The following is a 16,028-nucleotide window of genomic DNA, read 5'->3' as shown; positions in this document are numbered from 1 at the left end:
TCCGGTGATGTTTCACCAGTCGGGGGGCTGCTGCGACGGGTCCTCGCCGATGTGCTATCCGGAGGGGGGTTCGTCGTCGGCGACGGCGACGTGCTCCTCGGCCGCATCGGCGGCGCGCCGTTCTGGATCAGCGGGCCGCAATACGAGGTCTGGAAGCACACCGACCTGATCATCGACGTCGTTCCGGGCCGGGGCGGAATGTTCTCGCTCGACAACGGCCGCGAGCGGCGCTTCCTCACGCGCTCCACCCTCTGCGCCCGCTGACGCCGGCGGGCGCCGTCCCATCCGGACATGACGCTTCCGTTTTTATGTCTGGCCGGATACATCGGTCGGGCGCCACGGCGCGGAATCACGGGAAAAGGGGGAGGATCCGGCATGTTCCATGGAAACGTTCGCGGCATTCGACGGACCGCATTGGGGCTCGCGCTGGCGGCGCTGGTCGCGGCGCCGGCGGCCGCGGCCGACGTGACGGTGTTCGCGGCGGCGAGCCTCAAGAACGCGCTCGACGCGGTGGCGGAGGCCTGGGCGGGCGAGACCGGCAACGCCGCGACGATCTCCTATGCGGCGAGTTCCGCCCTTGCGAAGCAGATCGAGGAGGGCGCCCCGGCCGACGTCTTCATCTCCGCCGACGTGCCGTGGATGGACTACCTCGCCGAGCGCGACCTCGTGCAGAAGGACACCATCGTCGAGCTCCTCGGCAACCGCCTCGTGCTCGTCGCGCCCGCTGAGTCCACGGCGGCCATCGAACTCGCGCCCGGCGCGGACCTCGTCGGGCTTCTCGGCGACGGCCGGCTCGCCATGGGGCAGGTCGATTCCGTCCCGGCGGGCAAGTACGGCAAGGAGGCGCTGACCGCGCTCGGCGTCTGGGACGGCGTCGCCGACCGCCTCGCCCAGGCCGAGAACGTCCGGGCAGCACTCGCGCTCGTGGCGACGGGAGAGGCGCCGTTCGGGATCGTCTACGAGACGGATGCGAACGCAGAGCCCGCGGTGCGCGTGGTCGCCACGTTCCCCGAGGACAGCCATTCCCCGATCGTCTATCCTGCCGCCGTGACGACCGCGGCGACCAGCCCGGAGGCGGCGGCGTTCCTCGACTACCTGAAGGGGAGCGGGGCGGCGGAGCTGTTCGAGGCGCAGGGCTTCACGGTTCTGGCCCGGTAGAGGAGGCGGATGGACTGGCTGCGGCTCAGCCCCGAGGAGTGGACCGCGGTCCGTCTGTCGCTGCGCGTGTCGATCTGGGCGACGGTGGTGAGCCTGCCGTTCGGCATCCTCGTCGCCCATGTCCTCGCGCGGCGGGAGTTTCCGGGCAAGGCGGTGCTGAACGGGCTCGTCCATCTGCCGCTGATCCTGCCGCCGGTGGTGACGGGCTATCTGCTGCTGATCACCTTCGGACGGCGGGGGCCGGTCGGCGCCTTCCTCGAGGCGCATTTCGGGATCGTCTTCGCCTTTCGCTGGACCGGCGCGGCGCTCGCCTGCGGCATCATGGCCTTTCCGCTGCTGGTGCGCGCCGTGCGCCTCTCCATCGAGGCGATCGACCCGCGGCTCGAGGCGGCGGCGGCGACCCTCGGCGCGCGCCCGGCCTGGGTGTTCCTGACCGTGACGCTGCCGCTCACCCTGCCGGGGATCGTCGCCGGGATGATCCTGACCTTCGCCAAGGCGATGGGCGAGTTCGGCGCGACGATCACCTTCGTCTCCAACATCCCCGGCGAGACCCAGACCCTGCCAACGGCGATCTACACATTTCTCCAGATCCCCGGCGGCGAGACCGGGGCGGCGCGGCTGACCCTCGTCTCCATCGCCATCGCCATGGCGGCGCTGGTCGCGTCGGAGCTTTTCGCCCGGCGGATCCGGCGCGGGATGGACCTCGCATGAGGCGGGGATGACGCTTCTCGTCGACGTGCGCCGGCGCACGGGGGCCTTCACGCTCGAGGCGGCCTTCCGCAGCGAGGGCGCCCTGACCGCCTTCTTCGGTCCGTCGGGGTCGGGAAAGACCACGCTCGTCAACCTGATCGGCGGGCTGCTGCGGCCCGACGACGGGCGGATCGAGGTCGGCGGCGAGACGCTGGTCGACGTCGCCGCCGGCCGCTTCACCCCGCCCTGGCGCCGTCGCGTCGGCTATGTCTTTCAGGACGCGCGGCTGTTTCCGCACCTGACCGTGGCGCAGAACATCGCCTACGGCCGGTTCTTCGCCGCGCGCCGCGAGCGTTGGGCGGACGTCGGCCGGCTCGTGGACATGCTCGGCATCGGCGCGCTCATGGATCGCCGGCCCGGGCGGCTCTCGGGCGGCGAGCGGCAGCGGGTGGCGATCGGCCGCGCGCTGGCGGCGAGCCCGCGGCTCCTGCTGATGGACGAGCCGCTGGCTTCGCTCGACGAGGCGCGCAAGGCCGAGATCCTGCCCTATGTCGAGCGGCTGCGCGACGAGGCCGGCATCCCGATCGTCTATGTCAGTCACGCCGTCGCCGAGGTGGCGCGGCTCGCCACCGACATCGTCGTGCTCGCCGCCGGGCGGGTGGCGGCGAGCGGGCCGGCGGCCGAGGTGCTGGCGCGGCTCGACCTCGCCGCCCCGGAGGAGCGCGAGCATACCGCCGCCCTTCTCGACGCGGAGCTGGAATCCCACGACGAGGAATTCGGGCTCAGCCGGCTCGTCACCGCCGCCGGGCCGCTCGTCGTGCCGCGGGTGGAGGCGCCGATCGGCGCGCGGGTCCGGGCGCGCATCCGGGCGCGCGACGTCATGCTGGCGCTCGACCGGCCGGAGCGGATCAGCGCGCTCAACGTCCTGCCGGCCACGGTGGCGGCGACCGCCGAGGCCGAGGGCGCGGCGGATGCGCTGGTGCGTCTCGACGCCGGCGGGGCCATGATCCTCGCCCGGGTCACCCGGCGCACCGTCGCGACGCTCGGGCTTGCGCCGGGGACGCCGGTCTGGGCTATCGTCAAGGCGGTGTCCTTCGACCGCGCCAACGCGCCGGGGCCGCGGCCGGGGACGGGCTGACAGGGGAGGGAGCGATGGGCGCCATCAGCCTTCGGATCGACCTCGTGGCGGGCGGCCGCATCGGGCCGGGCAAGGTGGCGCTGCTGGAGCACATCGCCTCGGAGGGGTCGATCTCGGCCGGGGCGCGGCGGATGAGCATGTCCTACCGCCAGGCCTGGCTGCTGGTCGAGGACATGAACCGCACCTTCGGCAAGCCGGTGGTCGCCGCCAGCAAGGGCGGCCGCCGCGGCGGCGGCTCCGCCCTGACGCCGCTGGGGCTCGCCGTCGTCGCCCGCTACCGCGCCATCGAACGCGCCGCCGAGGCCGCCGCCGCGCCCCATGTCGCCGCCCTCAGGGACGAGATCGATCCGGCATAGGCCACCGCCGGCCGGCGACCTACCGCGGCAGCCGCAGCACCGCCCGCAGGCCGCCCATCTCCGTGCTCCGGCCGAGTTCCAGGCTGCCGCCATGCCCCCGCGCAACGTCGAGCGCGATGGCGAGGCCGAGCCCCACTCCGGCCCCCGCGTCCTGGTTTCGCGACGCGTCCAGCCGCGAGAACGGCGCCAGCGCCCGCGCCCGGTCCTCCGGCGCGATGCCGGGGCCGTCGTCCTCCACCACGAAGTCGAGCGTCTTGGGCAGCAGCCGCACCGACAGGCTCACCCGGGTCCCGTGGCGCGCCGCGTTGCCGATCAGGTTCTCGATCGCGCGACGCACTGCCACCGGCCGCATCTGCACGTGAGGGTCGAGCGGCGTCTCGTTGACCGTGACGAGGCTCACCTCCGCGCCGCCGCGCTCGGCATCCTCGACGACGTGCCCGGCCAGCACGAACGGATCGGTCGGCGCGCTCTCCTCCAGCTGGTCGCCGCGGGCGAAGGCGAGGAATTCCCCGAGCATCCGCTCCATCTGCGCGATGTCGCCGCGCAGCCCCTCCACCTCGTCCTCGTCGGCGTCGAGCAGCTCCAGCGTCAGCTTCATCCGGGTCAGCGGCGTCCGCAGGTCGTGGCTGACGCCCGACAGCATCTGTGTCCGCTGCTCGATCTGCCGCTCGATGCGCGAGCGCATGGAGAGAAAGGCGTTGCCGGCCCGCCGGACCTCCTCCGCCCCGGTCGGCCGGAAGGGAACCGAGCGGCCCTTGCCGAAGGCCTCGGACGCCTCGGCGAGCTGGCGGATCGGGCGCACCTGGTTGCGCAGGAACAGCACCGCGACGGCGCCGAGCACCAGCGACGCGACCACCATCAGCACGAGGAGCTGGTGCGGATTCGACACGCTCATGCGGTTGCGCGGAGCGACCGCCAGCAGCGTGCCCTTGCCGGTCGGCGCGCCGATCCGCACCGCCCGCGGGTTCGAGGCAAGGTCGATCGCGAGCGGCCCCGGCAGTTCCTCGGCCAGCGTCCGCGCCAGCGCGCGCCCGGTCAGGTCGTCGAACGGCCGCTGCACCCCCGGCGACACCGGCGCATCGGGCTCGAGCCGCAGCGCCAGCCGCAGCGGCCGGGCGAGGATCGCGAGGTTGCGCCGGGCGGTGTCGACGTCGGGCGCAGCCTCGATCGCCTGGATCGCGGCCCGCAGCTCCATCGCGACGCCGCGGGTCATCTGCTCGGTCACGCGCAGGTAGTGACGCTGGAAGAACACCAGCCCGACCACCAGTTGCAGCAGCACCATCGGCACAAGTAGGATCAAGAGCGCCCGGCCGAACAGGCTGTGGGGCAGGAACGACCTGGCGCTCGGGAGCTGCATGGGGCGGCCGTAGCCCCTGGGGGCGGGCCATGCAAGCACGGCGGAGGCGGATGATGGCGGGTGACCCGTTCGAGCGCGACCATCGCCCGGTGCACGGCCGGCCGGAGCCGCTCGCGCCCGGGATCGTCGTGGTGACGGCGCCGAATCCGGGGCCGATGACCTTCACCGGAACGCGCACCTACATCGTGGGCGCGGGACGCGACCGCGTGGTGATCGACCCCGGCCCGGACGACGCGGGCCATCTCGACGCGGTGGCGGCCGCCGTGCCGGCGGGCGTGCGGGTGCGGGCGATCCTCGTCACCCACGGCCATGCCGACCACGCGGCGGGGGTCCGCGGGTTGCAGGACCGCCTCGACGTCCCGGTTCTCGGGTTCGGGCCCCGGGAGCGGACGGCGGCGATGCAGCGGCTCGCCGCGGCGGGCGATCTGGGCGGCGGCGAGGGCATCGCCGCGGGCTTCGCGCCCGACGCCCGCCTCGCCGACGGCGAGGTCGTGGCGGGCGACGGCTGGCGTCTCGAGGCGATCCACACGCCGGGGCATCTCGGCGACCACCTGTGCTTCGCCTGGCCCGAGGCGGGCGCGCTCTTCTCGGGCGACACCGTGATGGGCTGGGCGACGACGCTGATCTCGCCGCCGGACGGCGATCTCGGGGCCTTCCTCGCCAGCCTCGACCGCCTCGCGGCCCGGCCGGAGGGCGCCTACTACCCCGGCCACGGCGCGGTCCTGCGCGACCCGGGCGGCATGATCGCCTGGCAACGCGCCCACCGCGCCGAGCGCGACGTGCAGATCCGCGCCGCCGTCTCGGCCGGTCTCGCGACGATCCCCGAGATCGTGGCCGCGGTCTATCCGGACCTCGGGCCGGCGCTGCGTCCGGCCGCGGCGCGCAACGTGCTCGCGCACCTCATCGGGCTCGTCGGCCGGGCGGAAGTGGCCGCGACCGAGCCGCTGGGTCCGGCCGCCCGCTACGTCCCCCGCTGAGCGCGGCGAAGTCCGCCGCACGCGCGGGGACAGTGGACCGCGAGCCGCCGGAACGTTCCGCCGGGCATCTGGCGCGCGCCGCGGGGCGGCCATATATGGGCCCCGGGACGACGCGAGGAGCGGCATGGGCGAACGATTTCCCGGCTGGCACGGGACGACCATCATCGGGGTGCGCAAGGGCGGCCGCGTGGTGGTGGCGGGAGACGGGCAGGTGAGCCTGGGCCAGACCGTCATCAAGGGCACGGCGCGCAAGGTCCGGCGGCTGGAGCCGGGCGGCAGGCCCGTGCTCTGCGGCTTCGCCGGCTCGACGGCCGACGCCTTCACGCTGCTGGAGCGACTGGAGAAGAAGCTCGAGGCGGCGCCGGGGCAGCTCCAGCGCGCGGCGGTCGAACTCGCCAAGGACTGGCGGACGGACAAGTATCTGCGCAACCTCGAGGCGATGCTGATCGTCTCGGACGGGCGGGATCTGCTGGTGATCACCGGCGCCGGCGACGTGCTGGAGCCGGAGCACGACGTGGCGGCGATCGGCTCGGGCGGCAACTACGCGCTGGCGGCGGCGCGGGCGCTGATGGACCAGGACCTCGACGCCGAGGCGATCGCGCGCAAGTCGCTCGCCATCGCGGCGGAGATCTGCGTCTACACCAACGGCAACGTGACGGTGGAAAGTCTCGATGCGGCGTGAGCCTGCCGCCGCCCTCAGTCGCGCATGAGACGCACGGGCGGGGACGCGCGGTGGCTCCTCATTGCCGCCGCGCTGGTCGCGGCCCAGGCCGTCGCCTTGCGGCTGATGGGCCAGCCGTGGATCTGCGACTGTGGCGTGGTGAAGCTCTGGGGCGCGGCGGGGACGAGCGACAACAGCCAGCACCTCGCCGACTGGTACACGCTCAGCCATGTCGTCCACGGCTTCCTGTTCTGGGGCGCGCTGTGGCTGGCGCTGCCGCGGCGGATCGGCTTCGCGCCGCGGCTCGCCGTCGCCGTGGCGGTCGAGGCGGCGTGGGAGCTGTTCGAGAACACCGATTTCGTCATCAACCGCTACCGCGAGGCGACGATCTCGCTCGACTATTTCGGCGACAGCGTCATCAACTCCGTCTCCGACACGCTGTTCATGGGCCTCGGCTTCCTGCTCGCCTCGCGGCTGCCGTGGAAGGCGAGCGTGGCGGTCGTGCTGGCGCTGGAGCTGGTCGCGGCCGTCGCCATCCGTGACAACCTGACCCTCAACATCCTCATGCTGATCGCGCCGAGCGAGGCCGTGAAGGCCTGGCAGGCGGGCGGCTGACCGGGAGACCGCAATGACCGAACTCACGCCCCGCGAGATCGTCTCCGAACTCGACCGCTTCATCGTCGGGCAGGCGGAGGCCAAGCGCGCCGTCGCCGTCGCCATGCGCAACCGCTGGCGGCGCAAGCAGTTGGCGGACGATCTTCGCGAGGAGGTCTATCCGAAGAACATCCTGATGATCGGCCCGACCGGCGTCGGCAAGACCGAGATCTCGCGTCGGCTGGCGAGGCTCGCCCGGGCGCCCTTCCTCAAGGTCGAGGCGACGAAGTTCACCGAGGTCGGCTATGTCGGCCGCGACGTGGAGCAGATCGTGCGCGATCTCGTCGACGCCGCGATCGTGATGACGCGCGAGGAGATGCGCGAGAAGGTCAAGGCCCGGGCGCACGCCGCCGCGGAGGAGCGGGTGATCGACGCGCTCGCCGGCGACGGGGCGCGCGAGCAGACCCGCGACATGTTCCGCCGCAAGCTGCGCGACGGCTCGCTCGACGACAAGGAGGTCGAACTCGAGGTTGCCGACGCCTCGAACCCCTTCCAGGCGATGGAGATTCCGGGCCAGCCCGGGATGGGCATGGGCGGCGTCAACCTCGGCGACATCTTCGGCAAGGCCTTCGGCGGCCGCCGGGTGCGCCGGCGGCTGAGCGTGGCGCAGTCCTACGACCTGCTGATCGCAGAGGAAGCGGACAAGCTCCTCGACCAGGAGGCGGTCACCCGGGCGGCGGTCGACGCCGTGGAGCAGAGCGGCATCGTCTTCATCGACGAGATCGACAAGGTGGCGGCGCGGGCCGAGACCCGCGGGGCGGACGTGAGCCGCGAGGGGGTGCAGCGCGACCTGCTGCCGTTGATCGAGGGCACGACGGTCTCGACCAAGCACGGCCCGGTCAAGACCGACCACATCCTCTTCATCGCCTCCGGCGCCTTCCACATCGCCAAGCCCTCGGACCTGTTGCCCGAGTTGCAGGGGCGGCTCCCGATCCGGGTGGAGCTGCGCGCGCTGACCGAGGCGGATTTCGTGCGCATCCTGACGGAGACCGACAACGCCCTGACCCGGCAGTACACCGCGCTGATGGCGACCGAGAACGTGGAGGTGTCGTTCAGCGAGGACGGGGTGGCGGCGCTGGCCCGGATCGCGGCGGAGGTGAACGGCTCGGTCGAGAACATCGGCGCCCGGCGGCTCTACACCGTTCTGGAGCGCGTCTTCGAGGAGTTGAGCTTCGTCGCGCCGGATCGCGGGGGAGATCGCGTGACGATCGACGCGAGCTATGTGGAGGCGCATCTCGGCGCGCTGGCGCGCTCGGCCGATCTCAGTCGTTACGTGCTCTGAGGAAGCAACTGGGGGGCAGACGCAGGCTCGGGTTCCGGACGCGGGCCGGCGAGCGGGGGGGCGAGGGTGCGGCGGGCGGCGACGAGGCCCGTCGAGGCGATCGTCACGACCGACCCGGTGACGACGTAGAGCCCGAGCGCCGCGAGCAGGCCGCCGCCCGCGGCGACGCAGGAGATCGCCGCGGCGATGGCGGCGACTGCGGACAGGCCCAGGCAGGCGACGAGGCTTCGGGTCAATGCGAGCGTCTCCGGCTTCCGACAGCGAGGCTGGCGCCTGGATGATAATAGAACGTAAACGTCCTGTTCGCCACGAGATTTCAATCTATGGTTGTTCGCACTTGCACATGCCGCACGCGATGAGGGAGGCCCGCCGCGCCCGACGCCGTATTGGGGGCGTCCGGCGTCCGGCGACCCGATATCGTGGCGCAGGGGCTATGGAACGAGCACGGACGCGCCGGTCGTGCGACGGCCGGCGAGGGCCTCGTGTGCACTCGCAGCATCGGAAAGCGCGAAGCGTTGACGCACTTCGGCGCGAATCGCCCCGCTCTCCAGCATGGCGAAGAGTTCGGCGGCGCGGGCCTCGAGTTCGGCCCGCTCGGCGATGTAGTTGAAGAGCGTCGGACGGCAGGCGGAGAGCGAGCCCCCCGCGGCGAGGTCGGAAAGCGCGAAGCCTTCGATCATTCCGGAGGACTGGCCGAAGGTGACGAACATGCCGCGCACACGCAGGCAGGAGAGCGAGCCCCTCCAGGTGTCGCGGCCGACGCTGTCGTAGACGACGTCGACGCCCTTGCCTCCGGAGAGCTCTCGCACGGAGGTCACGAAGTCGCCGGCGCGGTAGTCGACGACATGGGCGTAGCCGTGGGCCTTCGCGAGCGCCGTCTTCTCCGCGCCGCCGGCCGCGCCGATCGCGGTAGCACCGAGCGCCTTCAGCCACTGGCCGAGGAGAAGGCCTACGCCGCCTGCGGCGGCCTGGACGAGAACGGTCATCCCCGGCTCGACCCGGAAGGTCGTGCGGATCAGGTACTGGGCGGTCAGGCCCTTCAGCATCACCGTCGCCGCCACCTCGTCGGAGACGCCGTCGGGCAGGCGCACCAGTCGGTCGGCGGCGATCGTCCGGGCGCTCGCATAGGCGCCGAGGGGTCGCGTATACGCCACCCGATCGCCGAGGCGCAGCCCGGTCACGCCCGGCCCGATCGCCTCGACCACGCCGGCTCCCTCCGAGCCCGGCACGAGATCGCGCTCCACCGGCCAAGGGTAGAGCCCGCTGCGATGATAGATGTCGATGAAGTTCAGCCCGACCGCAGTCTGGCGCACGAGAACCTCGCCGGGCCCCGGCCGCGGCGTCTCGATCTCCCGGCGCTCCATCGCTTCGGGACCGCCCGGCGCAGGGACGAACATCGCGTAGTCGCTCACGATCCCGCCTCCGTGCCTGTCCGGTCGAAACCGGCGTCCACCGGCGTCTGAAGGGCGGTCGCCAGGGCATTGGTGCGCGCGGCGAGCGCGATCACCCTCAACAGCTCGGCGTGCTGGGCTTCGGTCATCCCCTTGGCCCGCGCTGCGGCGGTGTGGGAGTGGATGCAATAGCCGCAGCCGTTCGAGGTCGAGACCGCGACATAGATCAGCTCCTTGGTCAGCGGATCGAGCGCGCCTGCGGCCATCGTCGCCCTGACCGCGTCCCAGACCTCGGCCAGCTGCTCCGGGTCTGCGGCGAGCGACCGCCAGAAATTGTTGACGTAGTCCGTGCCGCGCACGGCGCGGATGTCGTCGAACACCGCCCGCGCTTCCGGGCTGGCCTCGGCGTCGGAGAGGAGCGGAACCGTCGCCATCAGACCGCGCCGGCCGCCGGCCCGGCAAGCCCGACCGCTCCTGCGCCACGGAACAGCGCCCGGCGGCTCGGCGCCTGCGCCGTCGCCGGTTCGATCACGCAAGCGTCGCACATACTCGGCATCCTCCCGGTTGCAGTTTGGCGCGAGACTAGGCGCGGCGGCGGCGGCGCGTCCAGCCCTGCGGTCAGCCCAGCGAGAAGCCGGCCGGGTAGTCGTGCCGACCGTCGTAGTCGACCTTTCCGAGCGGCGCGCCCGCCTGCTTCAACGCGACATGGGCCATCGCCTGGTGGAAATAGATGTTGGGCAGGCCGAACTCGAAGAGGAAAGCCTCGCCGGGCAGTTCGACGGTGGCGAAGCCGGCCTGGCCGCGGGCGATGCGGGTCTCGGCGCCGGCGAAGGCCGCCGGGTCGAGCCCGGCGAGCAGTCGGCGCGCCTCGTCGATCCGGGCCATGAGACCCGGCCCGTCGAGTTCGCCGCGAATCTCCGGCGGGCGCAGGCCGACCAGCGGAAAGGCCGTGCGCAGCATGAACTGCACCGAACTCGCGGCCTGCTGCGCGGCGGGAAACATCCGATCGGCGGGGCGCCGTTCCAGCGCCGCGGCGTAGTTCTCGCCGAGCGCCTCCTCGGCGCGCCGCAGCTCCGCCGCGATCCGGTCCAGGATGGCCAGAAAGACCGGAACGCTCGCCCGATAGAGCGGCGGCGCCCCCTCGTGTTGATCCGGCATCTCGCCCTCGCGCGTCATGTCCCCTGCCGCTTCTGCGCTGGCCGGGCGGGGGAGGCAAGGGCGGAGCCGACGCGCGGGGCGCGCGCCAAGGACGCGCCAGAATACCGGTTGCGCCCGCAGCGACGCGCACTCTATCCTGTCCGTCGGCAACGAAGTCGGCGAGGCGCGAAAGCTCCATGGAAATCAAGAGCGTTGGCGTGATCGGCGCTGGCCAGATGGGCAACGGCATAGCTCACGTCTTCGCGTTGGCGGGGTACGACGTCCTGCTCAACGACGTTTCCGAGGCCGCGCTCGGCGCGGCGCGCGATGTCATCCGCGGCAACCTGGACCGCCAGATCGCGCGCGGAAAGATCTCGGCCGAGGATCGCGACGCTGCGCTGGCGCGCATCGCCCCCGAGAAGGAGCTGACGAAGCTCGGGGGCTGCGACCTGATCGTGGAGGCCGCGACCGAGCGCGAGGCGCTGAAGCACCAGATCTTCGCGACCCTCACGCCGCATCTCGCGCCGCAGACGATCCTGACCTCCAACACCTCGTCGATCTCGATCACCCGGCTTGCGGCCGCGACCGACCGGCCCGAGCGGTTCATGGGGTTCCACTTCATGAACCCGGTGCCGGTGATGCAGCTCGTCGAGCTGATCCGCGGCATAGCCACGGACGAGGCGACCTACAGGACGATGGTCGAGGTGGTGGCGCGGATCGGCAAGACCGCGTCGGCGTCGGAGGATTTCCCGGCGTTCATCGTCAACCGCATCCTGATCCCGATGATCAACGAGGCGGTCTACACGCTCTACGAGGGCGTCGGCACCGTCAGCTCGATCGACATGGCGCTGCGGCTCGGGGCCAACCACCCGATGGGGCCCTTGCAACTCGCCGACTTCATCGGGCTCGACACCATCCTCGCCATCATGAACGTGCTGCACGAGGGGCTTGCGGACACCAAGTACCGGCCCTGTCCGCTCCTGGTGAAGTACGTCGAGGCCGGCTGGCTGGGGCGCAAGACGCAGCGCGGCTTTTACGACTACCGGAGCGGCGAGCCCGTCCCGACGCGCTGAACCGCCGTTCCGGCAATCGGTCCCGGCGTTTCGGCGGGTCGGTTCCACATCGCCATCGTTGTGCCGCAGAGTGATCCGGCCGCCGAGCGCGCCTCTTCCTGTCCGTCCCGTCTCGCGGTATCCTAGCGAAAAACGAGGCGAGCAGGAGGAGCAGGCATCCGATGTCACGCATGGCCATCTGCGCGATCTTCGCGGCCGCGGTCGCGAGCGGCTGCGGCGTGAGCAGCGCGAATTCCCCCGGCGCGGGAGAACCGCAAGTGTCGCGGGCGGCGAGCAACCTTCCGAAACCGGCGAGCTTCGCCGAATGGAAGGCGCAGTTCCGCCCCCGCGCCATCGCCGCCGGCGTCAGCCCCGGCACGGTCGACCAGGCGCTCGCCGGCCTGACCGAGAACCCGGAGGTCGTCCGCCTCGACGGCGCGCAGTCCGAGTTCACCAAGCCGATCTGGGAATACCTCGACGGCGCCGTCTCCGCCGACCGCGTCGCCACCGGGCGGGCCAAGTTCGCGCAGTACGGCGGCACGCTCGACGCGATCGAGGCGCGCTACGGCGTCGACAAGGAAGCCTTCGTCGCGATCTGGGGCATGGAGTCGAGCTACGGCACGTACAAGGGCTCGATGCCGGTCATCCGCAGCCTCGCCACGCTCGCCTACGAAGGCCGCCGCCGCGACTTCGCGGAGGATCAGCTGGTCGCCGCGCTCAGGATCGTCGACGCGGGCGAGGCCGCGCCCTCGCAACTGGTCGGCTCCTGGGCGGGCGCGATGGGCCATACCCAGTTCATGCCGACCTCGTACCTCACCTATGCCGTCGACTTCACCGGCGACGGCCGGCGCGATGTCTGGTCCGCCGACCCCACCGACGCGCTCGCCTCGGCGGCGCACTACCTCAAGCAGTCGGGATGGGTCCACAACCAGCCCTGGGGCGTCGAGGTGAAGCTCCCCAAGGGGTTCGACTACGCGCTGGCCGATCAGGCGCAGCGCCGTCCGGTCGCCGACTGGCGCGCCCGGGGGGTGACGCGGATCGACGGCTCGGCGCTGCCGGACTACGCCCCGGCGGCGATCCTCGCCCCCGCGGGCGCGCGCGGGCCCGCCTTCGCCATCTACGACAACTTCTACGTCATCAAGAAATACAACAACGCCACGTCCTATGCGATGGGCGTGGGCCACCTCGCCAACCGCATCGGTGGCGGGTCCACGATCCAGGGCGCCTGGCCACGCCACGAGCGCGAGCTGTCGCGCACCGAGAAGATCGAGATGCAGGAGCGGCTGACCGCGAAAGGCTACGACACCGGCACGAAGGACGGGGTGATCGGGCCGAACACCATTTCAGCGATCCGCGCCTATCAGCAGGCCAGGGGCATGACCCCTGACGGGTTCGCCACCGTCGCGCTCTTGCAGACGATGCGCTGAGGCTTGGCGCTGAGGCTTGCGAAGGCGCGCGGCGTCGCGCAGGCTCGCCGGCGCCGGGCCTCGCCACATCCCGCCGGAGCGAGCTAATGCCGAGCCTCATCGATCGCGCCCGACGGGTGAAGGACCGTGCGGAGAACTCGTGGCGCGACGCCGCCGCCGCGGCGGTGGCCGGCGCCTTCGCCTGGGTGCTCGCGGTCTGGGCGTTCGGCCATCCCCATCCCGTCTTCGCCGGGGTCACCGCCATCGTCTGTCTGGCCCCGGGGCTGCCCAATCACGGCCGGCAGGCGATCGGCCTGCTGGCCGGGGTCGCCACGGGAATCGTCGTGGGCGAGCTGGCGCTGTATCTCCCCGCCACGTATCCGCTGCTGCGTGTCAGCGCGGCGGCGTTCTTCGCGATCCTGATCGCCTCGACTTACGGGATGACGCCGGTCGTGCCGATCCAGTCAGGGGTGTCCGCCGTCCTCGTTCTGGCGCTCGGTTCCGACTCCGCCGGCGTGGTGCGCATGCTGGACGTCGCCGCCGGGACGGCCGTGGGAGTGATCTTCAGCCAGGTCCTGCTGACCCCCGACCCGATCCGCACCCTCGATGCCGCCGCCGCCGACCTGCTCGGCCGCATACGCACGGGATTGCGCCAGGTCGCGACCGCGGTCGAGGCGGACGATCCCAAGCGCGCGCAGGCGGCCGTCGAGATCTTCTCCTCCGCCCATCTCGGCCTTGCCGCGGTGGTGGGCGCCGTCGACGTCGCCCGTTACTCGACGCGCTGGTCGCTGCGCGGGCGGCTCGGCAAGCGCCGGATCCGCCCGGTGGCGGACCGCTACGATCGCCGCGCGGCCCGGCTCTTTGCCTCGGCCCTCCTGTTCGCCACCGCGGTCGCCAGCGCCATGGCGCGGGGCGGGCCACAGCCCCCCGGCTTGCCGGCGCGGCTCGCCTACCTCATCCGCCTTACCGAGCCCGACGCCGTGATGCCGGCCTCCGCGCCGCCTCCGCCCGACCGCTCGACGATCTCCGACGATTGGCGAGCCGCCGCCGTGCGGCTCGACGAGACCATCGACGCGCTCCTCGCCTTCCGCGCCCTTCGCCCGGCCGACCCCGTCTGAAACCGACGGGCTCACAAAGCGACTCGCGGACCTTTTTGACCTTTAACACTTTTATCGTGTGTATTCAGGTAGTTACCCTGCTATCACGCGTGATAGCCCGTGTTGCGCCGGGTTGCCTGGTAGACTCGCCGGTATTAGCTGCGTATCACGCGTGTTGGAGCGTGTTGGCCGGTCTCGAACGGCTCGGTCGTGACGGCGTTCTGCCCCGTTCAGCCCAGTTGATAGCCGGGGGTGGATTGCGACAGGGCCAGTTCCGCGGCGTCCATGTCCTCGGAGATTTCCTGGAACAGCGGCGTGGACAGATAGCGCTCGCCGGTGTCGGGCAGGATGGCGAGGATCGCGGTCCCCGGCGCCGCCTCGCGCGCGATCTGCATCGCCGCGGCAAAGGTCGCGCCGGCGGAGATGCCGCACAGGATGCCCTCGCGCATGGCAAGGTTGCGCGCCCAGGCGATGCCCTCGGGCCCGGGCACCGACAGCACGCGGTCGCAGGCGCCCATGTCCAGCGCCTCCTGCAGCACCAGGGGGATGAAATCCGGGGTCCAGCCCTGGATCGGATGCGGCTCGAAGGCGGGATGGCTTTCGGCCGGCGCCCCCTGCGGGTCGCGCTGCTGCGCGATGCCGCTGCCGACCAGCGCGGCGTTGGCCGGCTCGGCCAGGATGATGCGCGTCTCGGGGCGTTCGCGGCGCAGCACGCGGGCAAGTCCGATGACGGTGCCGCCGGTGCCATAGCCGGTCACCACGAAATCCAGCCTGCGGCCGGCGAAATCGCCGATGACCTCGCGCGCGGTGGTGCTTTCGTGGATGTCGGCATTGGCCGGGGTCTCGAACTGGCGGGCAAGGAACCAGCCATGCCGTTCGGCCAGCTCCACCGCCTTCAGGTACATGCCGAGACCCTTCTGCGCACGCGGGGTCAGCACTACCTTCGCCCCGAAATGCCGCATCAGTCGCCGCCGTTCGACCGAGAAGCTGTCGGCCATGGTCACCACCAGCGGATAGCCCTTCTGTGCGCAGACCATGGCGAGGCCGATGCCGGTATTGCCGCTGGTCGCTTCGACCACGGTCTGGCCGGGCTTCAGTGCGCCCGACCGCTCGGCCGCCTCGATGATGTTCAGCGCCAGCCGATCCTTGACCGAGGCGGCGGGGTTGAAGAACTCGGCCTTGACGAAGAGCTCGACGCCTTCGGGCGCGAGATTGTTCACGCGGATCACCGGGGTGTCACCCACGGTGTCGAGAACGCTGTCAAAGATGCGGCCGCGGCCGCCGGTCGTCCGGATCGTCTGCATGGATCGCCTCGTCTCGTGTCCCCTGTCCGGGCATCGCCGGACTCGAGCCAACATGGCATGATTCCGGTCTCCGCAAGAAGAATCATGCAGGGGGACGGCTGAATCCGCCGCGCATGATCTCTCCTGCGGCGACCTGCGGCCGGATGGCGAGCGCTTCGGGTCGACGCGGTGCGGCAGGCCGCGGTCGGGCTCCGGGCTGCCCGCCGCCACGCTTCCTTCACGCGCCCCAGTCGGCAGAGCCCATCTCGGCGAGGCGGGAGACGGTGCGGGCGAACTCGAAGGCGCCGGGGCCGTCGCCGTAGAGCGCCTCCGGCGCGGTCTCTGCCGAGGCGATCAGCCGCACCCGCGCCTCATAGAGCGCGTCGATC

Annotated in this window: 18 protein-coding genes and 1 pseudogene; 12 read left to right on the top strand and 7 right to left on the bottom strand. The window is 71.7% G+C overall.

Annotated elements, in window-relative coordinates; genetic code table 11:
* The first annotated feature begins 7 nt into the window (after window positions 1-7).
* From KBA23_RS11885 to KBA23_RS11865, 5 genes and pseudogenes are all read left to right on the top strand, one after another.
* A pseudogene (locus KBA23_RS11885) lies at window positions 8-264 on the top strand (DUF779 domain-containing protein).
* A gap of 111 nt (window positions 265-375) precedes the next feature.
* A complete protein-coding gene (gene modA / locus KBA23_RS11880) occupies window positions 376-1,158 on the top strand; it encodes a molybdate ABC transporter substrate-binding protein (protein WP_290741174.1) in 783 nt (260 codons plus the stop codon).
* 9 nt (window positions 1,159-1,167) lie between these two features.
* Window positions 1,168-1,869, top strand: coding sequence for a molybdate ABC transporter permease subunit (gene modB / locus KBA23_RS11875; RefSeq protein ID WP_290741171.1), 702 nt, complete (start codon window positions 1,168-1,170; stop codon window positions 1,867-1,869).
* 7 nt (window positions 1,870-1,876) lie between these two features.
* Window positions 1,877-2,986 carry a molybdenum ABC transporter ATP-binding protein gene (gene modC / locus KBA23_RS11870; protein ID WP_290741168.1) on the top strand — a complete coding sequence of 370 codons (1,110 nt, stop codon included), beginning with the start codon at window positions 1,877-1,879 and terminating at the stop codon, window positions 2,984-2,986.
* 14 nt (window positions 2,987-3,000) lie between these two features.
* On the top strand, window positions 3,001-3,342 hold the full coding sequence (locus tag KBA23_RS11865; RefSeq protein ID WP_290741165.1) for a LysR family transcriptional regulator: 342 nt from the start codon (window positions 3,001-3,003) through the stop codon (window positions 3,340-3,342).
* A gap of 19 nt (window positions 3,343-3,361) precedes the next feature.
* On the opposite strand, the gene KBA23_RS11860 is transcribed toward KBA23_RS11865, so the two are convergent.
* Window positions 3,362-4,699 (bottom strand): ATP-binding protein, encoded by a 1,338-nt coding sequence (locus KBA23_RS11860; RefSeq protein ID WP_290741162.1) that lies wholly within the window; start codon window positions 4,697-4,699, stop codon window positions 3,362-3,364.
* 53 nt (window positions 4,700-4,752) lie between these two features.
* Between KBA23_RS11860 and KBA23_RS11855 the strand changes: the two genes are divergently transcribed.
* From KBA23_RS11855 to hslU, 4 genes are all read left to right on the top strand, one after another.
* Window positions 4,753-5,676, top strand: a complete 924-nt coding sequence (locus KBA23_RS11855) for an MBL fold metallo-hydrolase (RefSeq protein WP_290741159.1) — start codon at window positions 4,753-4,755, stop codon at window positions 5,674-5,676.
* Window positions 5,677-5,800: 124 nt separating this feature from the next.
* Entirely contained in the window at window positions 5,801-6,358 is a 558-nt protein-coding gene (gene hslV / locus KBA23_RS11850; RefSeq protein WP_290741156.1) for an ATP-dependent protease subunit HslV, read from the top strand.
* Between the two features lie 24 nt (window positions 6,359-6,382).
* A complete protein-coding gene (locus KBA23_RS11845) occupies window positions 6,383-6,952 on the top strand; it encodes a DUF2585 family protein (RefSeq protein ID WP_290741153.1) in 570 nt (189 codons plus the stop codon).
* Window positions 6,953-6,965: 13 nt separating this feature from the next.
* Window positions 6,966-8,273 carry an ATP-dependent protease ATPase subunit HslU gene (hslU, locus tag KBA23_RS11840; protein ID WP_290741151.1) on the top strand — a complete coding sequence of 436 codons (1,308 nt, stop codon included), beginning with the start codon at window positions 6,966-6,968 and terminating at the stop codon, window positions 8,271-8,273.
* Here hslU and KBA23_RS11835 read toward each other — a convergent pair.
* From KBA23_RS11835 to KBA23_RS11820, 4 genes are all read right to left on the bottom strand, one after another.
* Window positions 8,261-8,509: a hypothetical protein gene (locus tag KBA23_RS11835; RefSeq protein WP_290741148.1), complete on the bottom strand. Its 249-nt coding sequence runs from the start codon at window positions 8,507-8,509 to the stop codon at window positions 8,261-8,263. The genes hslU and KBA23_RS11835 overlap by 13 nt on opposite strands.
* A gap of 195 nt (window positions 8,510-8,704) precedes the next feature.
* Entirely contained in the window at window positions 8,705-9,685 is a 981-nt protein-coding gene (locus KBA23_RS11830) for a quinone oxidoreductase (protein ID WP_290741146.1), read from the bottom strand.
* Window positions 9,682-10,098, bottom strand: coding sequence for a carboxymuconolactone decarboxylase family protein (locus tag KBA23_RS11825; RefSeq protein ID WP_290741143.1), 417 nt, complete (start codon window positions 10,096-10,098; stop codon window positions 9,682-9,684). Before KBA23_RS11825 ends, KBA23_RS11830 begins: the two co-directional genes overlap by 4 nt.
* 184 nt (window positions 10,099-10,282) lie before the next feature.
* Window positions 10,283-10,822 carry a DUF1993 family protein gene (locus KBA23_RS11820; RefSeq protein ID WP_290741140.1) on the bottom strand — a complete coding sequence of 180 codons (540 nt, stop codon included), beginning with the start codon at window positions 10,820-10,822 and terminating at the stop codon, window positions 10,283-10,285.
* Window positions 10,823-10,998: 176 nt separating this feature from the next.
* Here KBA23_RS11820 and KBA23_RS11815 point away from each other — a divergent pair, with 176 nt between their 5' ends.
* The 3 genes from KBA23_RS11815 (at window position 10,999) to KBA23_RS11805 (ending at window position 14,377) form a co-directional block, all read left to right on the top strand.
* Entirely contained in the window at window positions 10,999-11,874 is an 876-nt protein-coding gene (locus tag KBA23_RS11815; protein ID WP_290741137.1) for a 3-hydroxybutyryl-CoA dehydrogenase, read from the top strand.
* A 161-nt stretch (window positions 11,875-12,035) separates the two neighbouring features.
* On the top strand, window positions 12,036-13,280 hold the full coding sequence (locus KBA23_RS11810; RefSeq protein WP_290741134.1) for a lytic murein transglycosylase: 1,245 nt from the start codon (window positions 12,036-12,038) through the stop codon (window positions 13,278-13,280).
* An 86-nt stretch (window positions 13,281-13,366) separates the two neighbouring features.
* Window positions 13,367-14,377 carry an FUSC family protein gene (locus KBA23_RS11805; protein WP_290741133.1) on the top strand — a complete coding sequence of 337 codons (1,011 nt, stop codon included), beginning with the start codon at window positions 13,367-13,369 and terminating at the stop codon, window positions 14,375-14,377.
* A gap of 209 nt (window positions 14,378-14,586) precedes the next feature.
* On the opposite strand, the gene KBA23_RS11800 is transcribed toward KBA23_RS11805, so the two are convergent.
* Together KBA23_RS11800 and zapE are read right to left on the bottom strand one after the other, a co-directional pair.
* Window positions 14,587-15,660 (bottom strand): PLP-dependent cysteine synthase family protein, encoded by a 1,074-nt coding sequence (locus tag KBA23_RS11800; RefSeq protein WP_290741130.1) that lies wholly within the window; start codon window positions 15,658-15,660, stop codon window positions 14,587-14,589.
* 217 nt (window positions 15,661-15,877) lie between these two features.
* Window positions 15,878-16,028: AFG1/ZapE family ATPase (gene zapE / locus KBA23_RS11795; protein ID WP_366935312.1), on the bottom strand; the 151-nt coding region annotated here is incomplete at its 5' end.

Source organism: Amaricoccus sp., assembly GCF_017995835.1.
In the GTDB taxonomy this organism is placed as follows: Bacteria; Pseudomonadota; Alphaproteobacteria; order Rhodobacterales; family Rhodobacteraceae; genus Amaricoccus.
Note: the sequence above shows the minus strand (reverse complement) of the source record. Positions and strands in the feature narration are given on the sequence as shown.